Origin of the sequence: Methanocalculus taiwanensis, assembly GCF_024372745.1 — an archaeon.
GTDB classification, from domain to species: Archaea; Halobacteriota; Methanomicrobia; order Methanomicrobiales; family Methanocorpusculaceae; genus Methanocalculus; species Methanocalculus taiwanensis.
In genome coordinates this window covers 33,204-45,236 of sequence record NZ_VOTZ01000003.1, presented here as the reverse complement: position 1 = coordinate 45,236, position 12,033 = coordinate 33,204, and the positions used below count along the sequence as shown (strand labels likewise).

Below are 12,033 nucleotides of genomic sequence, written 5' to 3'. Positions count from 1 at the left end.
ACAGGTACACCACTGATGAAAGACCTCATTGTTCGTGGAGCACGGGAGCATAACCTGAAGGATATCACCGTTATCCTCCCGCGGGACCAGCTGATCGTTATCACCGGCGTCTCCGGTTCAGGGAAGTCCACGCTCGCCTTTGATACTATCTACGCAGAAGGGCAGCGGCGGTATGTCGAATCCCTCTCGGCATATGCCCGCCAGTTCCTTGGCCAGATGAATAAGCCCGATGTCGATGCAATCGAAGGGCTCTCCCCCGCAATATCGATAGAACAGAAGACAACCTCGAAGAATCCGAGGAGCACCGTTGGAACCGTCACTGAGATCTATGATTATCTCAGGCTCCTCTTCGCACGGGTCGGAGTGCCGCACTGCCCGGAACACGAAATTGCAATCGAGTCCAGATCCCCGCAACAGATCGCAGACGCAATCGCGGCACAGGGGAGCGGGATGGTCACCATCCTGGCACCGGTCGTCAGGCAGAAGAAGGGGACCTATGCAAAGATCATAAAAGATCTCGATTCTGAAGGCTTCTCCCGCGTCAGGGTGGATGGGATCATCCACAGGACCGACGAGGAGATCCCGCTTGAGCGGTACGTGAAACATGACATCGAGATCGTCATAGACCGGCTGGATCCAGCCGAAACCTCCCGGCTCGCAGAGGCATGCGAGACTGCCGTGAAGCGATCAGGTGGGCTTGTGATTGCATCCTTTGAGGACGGGGCAGAAGAGACCTACTCTGCCACGATGGCATGCCCGATCTGCGGCTTCTCGGTAGAAGAGCTCCAGCCCCGTTTCTTCTCATTCAACAGCCCGTTTGGGGCATGCGAGACCTGCAATGGGCTTGGATTTCAGATGCGTTTTGATCCGGACCTCATATTACCGGATAAGAACCTGAGCATCGCAGACGGCGCGGTGGCATTGTACCGGAACTACCTTGACGGGTACCGGATGCAGTACCTCGGATCTGTTGCAGAACATGCAGGGTACTCGATCCATTCACCGATCCGGGACTTAACCGATGCGCAGCTCCATACCCTGCTCTATGGGTCAGACGACCAGATCCGGTTCTCGATGAAGATGAAACGGTGGGATGCCGAATGGTCGCATAAAGGCGCCTGGGAGGGGCTGATCCCCCAGTCGGAACGGCTGTACCGGGAGACGAAGTCCGAGTACCGGCGGGAAGAACTTGAGAAGTTCATGCGGGTCACCCCCTGCCCCTCCTGTGGAGGCTTGCGGCTGAAGAAGGAGGTGCTCGCTGTGAAGATTCATGGATACTCGATAGCGGATGTAACCGACCTCTCGGTTGGAAAAGCACTCGCCTTCTTCACCGATCTCCCTCTTACGCCAAAAGAGGAGGAGATCGCACGGCAGGTGAAAAAGGAGATCCGATCCCGCCTCCTCTTCCTTGAACGGGTGGGATTGTCATACCTCACCCTCTCCAGGAACGCTGGCACCCTCTCGGGAGGCGAAGCACAGCGGATCCGGCTTGCCACCCAGATCGGATCAAACCTGATGGGCGTCCTCTATGTGCTGGACGAGCCCTCAATCGGCCTCCATCAGCGGGACAACCACCGCTTAATCGAGACCTTAAAACATCTCCGGGATCTCGGCAACACCGTCCTCGTCGTCGAACATGACGAGGATACGATCAGGCATGCAGACTGTATCGTGGATATGGGGCCGGGTGCAGGGATCCATGGCGGCGGGATCATCGCGCTTGGCTCCCTTGACGATATCATCAACGCAGACGATTCCCTCACCGGCCAGTACCTCTCAGGAAAGATCACGATCCCGGTTCCAAAAACCCGCAGAGCGATTGGCCCCTGTATCAGGCTCACCGGCTGCACCGAGCATAACCTGAAGGATATCAGCTGCGAGATCCCGCTTGGCCTCTTCACCGTCATCACCGGAGTCTCGGGATCCGGGAAATCGACCCTCATCTACGAGACCCTGTACCCGGCACTGATGAATACGATCCACGGCTCCCGGAAGGATACGGGCGTTTTTCGATCCCTCACGGCAGACGAGGAGATCGACAAGGTGATCGTGATCGACCAGAGCCCGATCGGGCGGACGCCCCGGTCCAATCCCGCCACCTACACGAAAGTCTTTGACGAGATCAGGAAGATCTTTGCCGAGACGAAAGAGGCGAAGATGCGGGGATACAAGCCGGGGCGTTTCTCCTTTAATGTCAAAGGCGGCCGGTGCGAGGCATGCCAGGGGGACGGCACCATCAAGATCGAGATGCACTTCCTCCCCGATGTCTTCGTCGAGTGCGAGGAGTGCAAGGGAGAGCGGTATAACCGTGAGACGCTGGAAGTCCGGTACCGGGGGAAGACGATCGCGGATGTCCTCGCAATGAGTGTCGAAGAGGCTCGGAACCTCTTTGAGAACATACCGGCAATCAGGCAGAAGCTTGAGACCCTCTGCCGGGTGGGGCTTGGGTACATCAAGCTCGGCCAGAGCGCCACCACACTCTCCGGCGGTGAGGCGCAGCGGATCAAGATCACCCGCGAACTTGCAAAACGGGCCACAGGCCAGACCCTCTATCTCCTGGATGAGCCGACAACCGGCCTCCACTTCCATGATGTCAGCAAGCTGATCGCGGTGCTTGACGATCTTGTGGAAAAAGGGAACACGGTTGTTGTGATCGAGCATAACCTGGATGTGATCAAATCCGCAGACCACATCATCGATCTGGGACCCGAGGGCGGGGATGGCGGTGGGGAGATCATCGCAGCAGGGACGCCTGAAGAGATCGCCCGTGTACCGGAGAGCCATACCGGCCGGTTCCTCGGGCCATTGCTTGAACAATGATCGATACCACCATTATTCCCGAGGAGCCGGGATCGTACCTGTTCAGGGATGAATCCGGCACTGTCATCTATGTCGGCAAGGCAAAGAACCTCAGGAAGCGGGTGCAGAGCTATTTCAAGAAGAAGGGGCTGGATCCAAAGACTGCGGTGCTGGTTGAGGCGATCAGGTCAGTTGATTTCATCGCCACAGTAAATGAGACAGAAGCTCTTATTTTAGAGAACACGCTGATCAAGCGGTATCAGCCGAAGTACAACATCGACCTGAAGGATGCAAAAAGCTTTGCGTTCATTCATATCTCAGATAATCCATTCCCCAGGATAGGAATTGCCAGGAAGATGGGGATGGAAGGGAGGTACTTCGGTCCCTTCGTCTCAGCCCGTGAGCGTGATCGGCTGCTGGCGATGGTGAAGAAGATCTTCGGCCTCCGTTCATGCAGGCGGCTCCCAAAACGTGCCTGCCTCCGGTACCATATCGGCACCTGCCCTGCACCCTGCATCGGGAAGATATCAGAAGAGGCATATGCAGAACGGGTGCGGCAGGCAGAAGAGGTCTTAAAAGGCAGGACAAAAGAGCTGATCGCTGATCTGAACGATGAGATGGAGCGGCTATCAGGAATCTGCGAATTTGAGTCTGCGATTCTGATCAGGGAAACTATCTGCGCCCTTGAACATCTCGCCGGAAGGAGGATGGCTGCCCGGAAGTTCGCAAGCGAGGGGGACGTGATCCAGTACCGGATCACAGGCGGCGAGGTCTTCCTCCTCCTCTTCCACCAGAGAAACGGGACACTGGTCGAAAAAGAGGAGTTCCGGTTCAATGAGGCACCCGGTTTCCTCTCCGAGTTTCTTGTTCAGTATTACAGCGACCACGAGGTGCCGGGGGAGGTGATCCTCCCTGAAACAGTGGATGAGGCAATCGCCGCGTACCTGGCAGCACTCCGGGGGAAGAGCGTTGCCATAACCGTCCCGAAGCAGGGGGCAAAGCGGGAACTTCTGAATCTGGCTGCAAAGAACGTCGATCTCACCTGGTTTGCGGGGAGCGAACGGGTGAAGGCACTGAGGAGGGCACTCAGGCTGGCATCTGATCCCGAGGTGATCGAGTGTTTCGACATCTCCCACCTCTCTGGCACCGCCGCTGTCGGGGGGATGGTCAGGTTCGTCGGCGGGAAGCCGGATAAACGGGGGTACCGGCGGTTCTCCCTGAAGAGCGCCGTCGGAGGGGATGATCCCGGATCGATCCGGGAGGTGGTTTCGCGGCGGTACTCCCGCCTGATCGCAGAAGACGGGGAGCTGCCCGATCTGATCGTGATCGATGGCGGGAAAGCCCAGCTCTCGGCTGCATATGCAGAACTGAACAAGCTCGATCTCAATATCCCCGTCATAGCGCTTGCCAAACGGGAGGAGGAAATCTATCTCCCAAAACTCCCCTACCCCCTCCCGGTGCCATCTGATGATCCTGCCTCACTCCTCATCCAGGAGATCCGGGACGAGGCGCACCGGTTCGCCGTCAGTTATAACAGGATCAAGCGAAGAAAGAAGGTGATCCCATGAACTTCACCCTCCACGCAGACTTCAAGCCTGCAGGCTCACAGCCCGATGCCATCAGGGGCTTAACCAGTGGTTTCTCTGAGGGGATGGCAAAACAGACCCTCCTCGGAGTGACGGGATCAGGGAAGACCTTCACGATCGCAAACCTGATCACAGAGCTTGGGATGCCGACGCTCGTGCTTGCGCATAACAAGACGCTGGCAGCACAGCTCTATAATGAGTTCCTTGACTTCTTCCCTGAGAACCGGGTGGAGTATTTCGTCTCCTACTATGACTACTACCAGCCTGAGTCCTATCTCCCACGGAAAGACCAGTACATCGAGAAAGATGCGGATATAAACCCGAAGATCGAGCAGATGCGCCTCTCTGCTACCGCCTCACTCCTCTCGCGGAACGATACCATCATCGTCTCCTCGGTCTCCTGCATCTACGGCCTTGGAAATCCCGAGCATTTCCAGAACCTCGGGTTTGAGCTCCGGTGCGGTGAGAAGGCAAGGCAGCGGGAGATCATCGAGCGGCTGGTCGAGATCCAGTTCGAGCGCAACGACACCGAACTGATGCCGGGGAGGTTCCGGGTGCGGGGCGATACCATCGAGATCATCCCCGGCTACTTCAACGATATCATCAGGATCGAGCTCTTCGGCGACACGGTCGACCGGATCTTTGAGATCGAGAAGACGAGCGGCCGGCGGCTCTCCACAATGGAGTACTTCCATATCTACCCCGCCCGCCATTTCGTCACCCCCGAAGACGAGCGGAAGCGGGCGGTTGAATCAATCCGTGCCGAGCTTGACGAGGTGCTCCCGACACTCGGGATGATCGAGGCCCACCGGCTCCGCCAGCGTACCCTCTTTGATATCGAGATGATCGAGGAGACCGGGAGCTGCAAGGGGATCGAGAACTATTCCCGCCATTTTGACGGGAGATCCGCCGGAATGAAGCCGTACTGCCTCCTCGACTATTTCCCAGGTGATTTCCTCCTGATCATCGACGAGAGCCACCAGACCCTGCCGCAGGTGCGGGGGATGTTCAATGGCGATTATGCACGGAAGAAGAACCTGGTCGAATACGGGTTCCGCCTCCCAAGCGCATATGATAACCGCCCCCTGAAGTTCCATGAGTTTGAGGAGTACATGAAACATGTCGTCTTCGTCTCGGCAACGCCCGGAAGCTACGAAGCAGAGCATGCGGAACAGGTGATCGAGCAGATCATCAGGCCGACCGGCCTTGTCGACCCGGTGGTGGAGGTCAGGCCGATTGAAGGGCAGACAGAGGATCTGGAGAAGGAGATTCTCCGCACCATCGAACAGGGCGACCGGGTGCTGGTCACGACACTCACCAAAAAACTCGCAGAGGAGTTCACGGATTACTTAATCGGGAGGGGCATTAAGACCCGGTACCTCCATTCCGAGATCATCACGCTTGAGCGGACCGAGATCATCAGGCAGCTCCGGCTCGGCACCTTTGATGTGCTGGTCGGGATCAACCTGCTCAGGGAGGGGCTTGATATCCCCGAGGTCGGGTTCGTCGGTATCCTGGATGCAGACAAGGAAGGGTTCCTCAGAAACGAAAAGAGCCTGATCCAGACGATTGGAAGGGCGGCACGGAACGCCAACTCCCGTGTTGTCCTCTATGCAGACAAAATGACCGACTCGATCAGGCGGGCGCTTGCCGAGACAGAACGGAGGCGGAAGCTCCAGCTCGCATTCAATGAAGAGCACGGGATTGTGCCGGAGACGATCAGAAAGCCGATCCGGGAGAAGGAGGTCGAGGGTGTAGAGCTTGCAGAGATCCCGCAGGACGAAATTCCAAACCTTATAATTCAGCTCGAGTCAGAGATGCGTGCCGCTGCCGAATCACTTGATTTTGAGCATGCCATCGAGCTGCGGGAGCAGATCCGGAAGGCAAAAGAGAAGATGAGGTGATTTTGGCTATTCGCCGGAATAGGTATCACTCTTCTTCTCTCCATCCTCTTCAGGGATGATGATTAAGGCGAGGATATAGAGGATGATGCCCGGAAATGCCGGGATGAATGAAAGGACGATCCAGCCTATCCTGACGAGCGAGGGATCCCATCCATAGTATTCTGCAATCCCTCCGCATACGCCAGCCAGGAGCCGGTTTGTCTTTGATCGTGTCAGACGCTTCTCTTCAGCCATTGTCGGATCAGAATGGTTGCTCTTCTCTCTTGTATCTTTTCACGGCATCATACACCATGGCGGCTGCAGATCGCTATTAAGGAAAAGAGGATCACCGGAGGGGATAGATCCCCTCGTCCCGTGCATACCCGATATCAATCAGCCGGTACTCTTTGGCATCGGGATTCTCGAAGTCATTGAATAAATCCCAGTCTTTCCCAAGCTGCTCATTACCATAGGCAACCGCCTCTCCGAATTCATAGTCGCCGATCATCGTCGTCTCAAGTGCTGTGAGATCATCGGGGTTGAGGAGCGGGAGTCCGTCCGGATTCTCATAGCCGGGGGTGTTTGCAGGGCTGGGATCATGTTTCCATGCTACATAGGCGTGGGTGGGGAGGGAGATGATGTATGCATCGATACCCATTGCTTCGAGGGCTGATGCAAAGAGAACAGATCCATCCACGCAGTTTGCGGATGTGGAACGGAGTGACTCTTCAGGCGTGTTCACCCGCTGGACATACCCCTGGGTTCCGAAGCTAACCGTCATGTCAAGGTACCGGACATCATAGGTGTATCTGAGGGCATTATAGACCGCCTTTGCATGGAGGCCGGTATGAATATACCATGCCTCATCCGGAAGGTCGCCGAACTGGTACCCGGCAAGAGTCCTGGAGAGGCCGAGTGTTTCGTACATCGGATCATAGGCAGGATCCACATACTCCTTTGACGCAACCAGCAGTTCACGCACCGCCGGTGCCTGTGGTGTGACAAAGACGGCGATATATTCGGTCGTATCGATGCTGCCACCCTCACCATCTGAAATCTCCCAGACCATCGTATCCATCGGGTAGACTTCGATCGGGGCGGTCCCTTCCTCAATAATCTGCCAGTAATCCCCGTCCCATTCCTCGACAACCCAGGCGAGGTTAAAGAGGGTGGTTGTAGTGATCGCCCGGACTTTCTCCTCGTTGAGGACGATCATCACATCGAGCTCGACCGTCTCATCCGGAGGAATCTCAACAGTTGTAATGGCCTTTGAGCTGTACTCGTCATACCAGGCAGATGCCCGGATGATCCGTTCATCAGTGCCGTAATTCGTGAGTGTGAAGGTGATATCGGATATCCCCTGCGAATAGAAGCTTGTGTGGAAGGCAAGGGGATAGGGTTCGCGGATAGCTATCTGATCCCCGGCTTCTTCTCCGTAATCAGCGATGGATGTACAGCCCAGTGAGAGCGCAAAAAGGGCGATAAGGGCTACAGAAAGGATGCGATACATATTTTCCTTTGAACGGGAGTGGTAATAGAACTGACGAAGCACAATCCGGTCTTCCATATCCTCAGGATAAAAAAATGGGTAAAAGAAGAGTTATCTGATGCTTAACCGACCATTACCTCAAGGGTGAATGTATCAGCTGGCTCGCCATCTGCTTCCCAGGGCCGGATGTACTTCCCTTCAACCACGTATTCACCGGGTTTATCCCCCTGGATAAGCCAGACATGCGTGCCGGGAGCACCCATCAGTTCGGTATCGGGGGCGATGAACTCATCGGAGACGAGGGTGAGCCCCTCGGGAACGGCCATATCCCAGGAGTACCCGGTCGTCGGGTTCTCGACAAGCGTAATTTTGAACTGCATTCCTGGATCAAAGCCGATCATACCGCCATTGTTTGTCTCATCAACCTCAAGTACCCGTGAAACAGGTGCCGGGGCCGCGTCTGCCTCAACAATGATCGTCAGGGTGAAGGTCTCTGCCGGCTCGGCATCTGTCTCCCAGGGACGGACATACTTTCCTTCAACTGTGTAGGTGCCTGGAGCGCCAGCCTCAAACTCCCAGACATGCATGCCGGGGGCTCCTGCCATTTCGGTCTCCGGGGCGATGAACTCATCCCTCTTCAGGGTGAGCCCCTCGGGAACGGCCATATCCCAGGAGTACCCGGTTGTCGGGTTCTCGACAAGCTTGATCTGGATAAACTCGCCGGTCCAGAAGGTATAGGATTCTCCATTATTGGTTGCATCAAACATATGCAGCGATACTGGCGGTGCCGGGGTTTCCGGCGGTGCCTCTGGCTCTTCAGCCACACAGCCCGCTGTTACGAGCAGAGCTGTGGCTATCAGCAGAATTAAGAGAGCGTTCCTGATCATCAGTTCACACCATTACAAAAAATGTCATTGAATGGTATAACCTTACTGGTTGTAAATCGTTATTTTTCTGGAACAGGAAGTATCTCAAAGGTGCAGCAGGGATCCCCGGCTGCATAGCACTCCCGTTCCAACGCTTCCATCGGCCTGCCGGACTGCCGGGAGAAGAGGAGGGAGAGGAGGCCGGAATCAAACGAGCATGCAGGTTTGCCGAGGAATGGGAGTTCGACGCATTCAAAGCAGTCATAAATCGAGAAATAGATTGGATCGAGCGTCAGATTTTCTATATTGCCGAGATGGTGCTGCTCCCAGAAACCGGCAAGGTTCGTGCAGAATCCATCCATATCCTTTGCCGCAAGCGCCGGGTAGATGGCATTACCGACTGTTTCACCAGCTCGTTTCAGGAGCGGATCAATCGAGATCCCCTCCATCAGGAGGGAAACACGGAATGTCCGGTAGACGAGCCGGTAGAATGCAAAAGGATCGACTGCCCCCTCCCGGTAATCAAAGGCATAGTCGCTGATCTCATCTGCGATCCGATCCCCGGGCGAGAGTTCGCCGATGAAGTGGGATGTTAAAAAGAAGTATTTCTTCCGTTCATCATCATCCCCGGGACGGGAACCTATGATCCCCTCGTCGACAAGGGCGGAGAGATGTGCGGAGACGGTCGATTTGGCCCGCCCGGAAGATGAGACGATTGATTCAAAACTCATCTCACCACCTTCAAGGAGCTGAAGGATATGCCGTCGTACGGGATTGCGCACAGCCCGCACGCCGGTTGCGGTTCCAAACAAAGATAGATCCGATCTCCCAATAGCCCTCATATGGTATTCCTGTAGTATAGAAGATCGTACACAATTATATATTGTTCGCTTATTTGAGAATAATCGATCATATCTTATACTTCAGGAGGGATCTCTTCTCTATGGTGCAGATCTATTCGGTCACGGAAGGGAGGCTCATCGATCAGGAGCCAATAGAAAAAAGTGAGAGCACATGGAAAGCTATACTCGATCCGATCACCTTTGAAGTGGCACGGAGAGGGGGAACCGAGCCGCCGTTTACCGGAAGATACCACAACTGCCATTTGAATGGGATATATCTCTGTGCCTGTTGTGAAACTGATCTCTTCTATTCTGAGGATAAATTTGATTCAGGTACCGGATGGCCGAGTTTCACAAAAGCCGTTTCAGAAAACAATATCCACATTAAGGTGGACAGATCAGCTGGTATGATCAGGGACGAGGTGCTCTGCGCCCTCTGCGGTGCCCATCTTGGTCATGTCTTCAATGACGGCCCACCTCCGGCGGGTCGGCGGTTCTGCATGAATTCAGCCTCACTCAGGCTGAGATCCAAATAGGCGGTTTATAAATAGTATAAAATATCTACTCTATGTGGATACCTCATGTCTGCAACAGATAGTTGTATGGGTCTGGCCCTTGCATTCGTAGCAGACAACTTCTTTTTCTTCTTTAGATAGGGAGACCGCTGTATTGTTCGGTCTCCCGTGCAGTTGCTGAGGTACCGGAGGTTATCATTATGTTTGGTATTCCTGATCCCTACATCTGGATTGCATATCTGCTTGCAATTGGCTTCGCAGGCTTGTGTGTACTGTATGGTTTGTTGAACTGGAACAACGGAGACGCAGAACATGGCAGTTGATGTATTAACCCTCTCGATTGTGGTTGCGATCTATTTGCTCCTGATCGTCGGAATCGGGTACTATGGGTACAAGAAGACGAAAGTAGCCGAAGACTACATGGTTGCCGGAAGAAACACCCATCCGGTTGTCATCGCGCTCTCGTACGGAGCAACCTTCATCTCAACATCAGCAATTGTCGGGTTCGGGGGTGTGGCGGCAAACCTCGGCATGGGGCTGATCTGGCTCACCGTCTTAAATATCGGGGTAGGTATCTTCATCGCGTTCGTCTTCTTCGGAAAGAAGATCCGTGAAACCGGGAAACGGCTCTCCGCGTACACATTCCCTGACCTGATGGGAAAATGCTACAATTCCCCGTTCCTCCAGTACATTAGCGGCATCATCATCATCCTCTCGATGCCGATCTACACCGCCGCCATCCTGATCGGCGGAGCCCGGTTCATTGAGGTCACGCTCTCAATCCCGTACGAAACAGCACTCCTCGGATTTGCCTTGATCGTCGGGGCATATGTCGTCTTCGGAGGGCTCATCGCCGTGATGCATACCGATGCATTGCAGGGTGCGATCATGCTGATCGGTATGACCGCGTTATTGCTCCTCACCTATATCCATCTTGGTGGTGTCGTGGCAGCAAATACCGCACTCACCAATATGGCACACCTTGTTCCAGAAGGCCTTGCTGCTGCAGGGCATACCGGGTGGACGTCAATGCCGACCTTCGGATCCCCGATATGGATGACGCTTATCACCACGATGGTGCTCGGTGTCGGTATCGGTGTGCTTGCCCAGCCGCAGCTGATCGTCCGGTTCATGACCGCAAAGGACGACAAATCACTGCACCGTGCAACCCTGATCGGCGGCCCCTTCATCCTGATGATGACCGGTGTGGCATTCACCGTCGGAGCACTGACAAACGTCTACTTCTACCAGCAGAGCGGACAGATTGCGGTGACTGCCGCCGGCGGCAATATCGATTCGATCATCCCGCTCTTCATTACACAGTCGATGCCGGATGTCTTTGTGATCATCTTTATGCTGACACTCCTCTGTGCGGCGATGTCTACCTTAAGCTCGCTCTATCATACGATGGGAACCGCCCTTGCCTGTGATGTCTGGGGCCGGGGACGGGAGTGTGCATTGTCACTTACCGCAAACAAGCGGGGCATCATGATCATGATGGTCATCTCCATCTTAGTTGCCTTCCTGCTGCCCGGCAGCATCATCGCACGGGCAACCGTCATCTTCATGGGGCTCTGCGCATCGGCCTTCCTGCCCGCATTTGTAAACGGGATCACCTCGAAATCCCCCTGCGTCATCGGTGCAAAGGCATCGCTCCTCGCAGGAGCCTTCGTCTGGTTCATCTGGACGGTCTTTGTGCATGCAGCCGAATCAAGTGTCCTTGGACTCTCCCAGTTCATCTTCGGTGTGCCATCCATCCTCAGCCAGCCCTGGAGTGCCTGCAATCCGCTGGTGATCGCCCTTCCGGTATCACTCATCGTGATGGTGCTCTTCCAGATCCGGCACAACCGGAGAATGGCCTGACCATCACCTCTTTTTTCGCTCTTCGTTCTTCTGGTGCGGTGTGCAATAGGGAGCGAGTCATTCATCCGGCTATCGGGTGTTCGAATCATGCATTCGGATCTGTTCATTCAGATGCTTCGCAGGGAGGTTGAACGGGTAACCGCAGATGCTGCGCGGGAGGGGCGGGAATGCTTCAAACGACCCAATTGGA

The 12,033-nt window shown here is 55.1% G+C and carries 10 protein-coding genes; 6 read left to right on the top strand and 4 right to left on the bottom strand.

The features are described from left to right. The first annotated feature begins 15 nt into the window (after positions 1–15). The 3 genes from uvrA to uvrB are packed head-to-tail and all read left to right on the top strand — an operon-like array spanning position 16 to position 6,289. Positions 16–2,820: an excinuclease ABC subunit UvrA gene (gene uvrA, locus FTO68_RS02105; protein ID WP_255331709.1), complete on the top strand. Its 2,805-nt coding sequence runs from the start codon at positions 16–18 to the stop codon at positions 2,818–2,820. Then, on the top strand, positions 2,817–4,367 hold the full coding sequence (gene uvrC, locus FTO68_RS02100; protein WP_255331708.1) for an excinuclease ABC subunit UvrC: 1,551 nt from the start codon (positions 2,817–2,819) through the stop codon (positions 4,365–4,367). The genes uvrA and uvrC overlap by 4 nt, the downstream gene beginning before the upstream one ends. Continuing rightward, positions 4,364–6,289 carry an excinuclease ABC subunit UvrB gene (gene uvrB, locus FTO68_RS02095; RefSeq protein WP_255331707.1) on the top strand — a complete coding sequence of 642 codons (1,926 nt, stop codon included), beginning with the start codon at positions 4,364–4,366 and terminating at the stop codon, positions 6,287–6,289. Before uvrC ends, uvrB begins: the two co-directional genes overlap by 4 nt. Positions 6,290–6,295: 6 nt before the next feature. On the opposite strand, the gene FTO68_RS02090 is transcribed toward uvrB, so the two are convergent. The 4 genes from FTO68_RS02090 to msvR all read right to left on the bottom strand — a co-directional run bounded on the left by FTO68_RS02090 (position 6,296) and on the right by msvR (position 9,435). Next, entirely contained in the window at positions 6,296–6,523 is a 228-nt protein-coding gene (locus FTO68_RS02090) for a PspC domain-containing protein (protein ID WP_255331706.1), read from the bottom strand. Positions 6,524–6,614: 91 nt separating this feature from the next. Further along, complete coding sequence (locus tag FTO68_RS02085; protein WP_255331705.1) at positions 6,615–7,835, bottom strand: transglutaminase-like domain-containing protein; 1,221 nt, start codon at positions 7,833–7,835, stop codon at positions 6,615–6,617. Positions 7,836–7,879: 44 nt separating this feature from the next. Further along, complete coding sequence (locus FTO68_RS02080) at positions 7,880–8,644, bottom strand: protease inhibitor I42 family protein (protein ID WP_255331704.1); 765 nt, start codon at positions 8,642–8,644, stop codon at positions 7,880–7,882. Positions 8,645–8,703: 59 nt separating this feature from the next. After that, on the bottom strand, positions 8,704–9,435 hold the full coding sequence (gene msvR / locus FTO68_RS02075; protein WP_255331703.1) for a transcriptional factor MsvR: 732 nt from the start codon (positions 9,433–9,435) through the stop codon (positions 8,704–8,706). Between the two features lie 131 nt (positions 9,436–9,566). Between msvR and msrB the strand changes: the two genes are divergently transcribed. The 3 genes from msrB (at position 9,567) to FTO68_RS02060 (ending at position 11,843) form a co-directional block, all read left to right on the top strand. Next, complete coding sequence (msrB, locus tag FTO68_RS02070) at positions 9,567–10,001, top strand: peptide-methionine (R)-S-oxide reductase MsrB (protein WP_255331702.1); 435 nt, start codon at positions 9,567–9,569, stop codon at positions 9,999–10,001. Between the two features lie 179 nt (positions 10,002–10,180). Further along, positions 10,181–10,303: a symporter small accessory protein gene (locus FTO68_RS02065; protein WP_255331701.1), complete on the top strand. Its 123-nt coding sequence runs from the start codon at positions 10,181–10,183 to the stop codon at positions 10,301–10,303. Continuing rightward, positions 10,293–11,843 carry a sodium:solute symporter family protein gene (locus FTO68_RS02060; RefSeq protein WP_255331700.1) on the top strand — a complete coding sequence of 517 codons (1,551 nt, stop codon included), beginning with the start codon at positions 10,293–10,295 and terminating at the stop codon, positions 11,841–11,843. The genes FTO68_RS02065 and FTO68_RS02060 overlap by 11 nt, the downstream gene beginning before the upstream one ends. Positions 11,844–12,033: the final 190 nt, after the last annotated feature.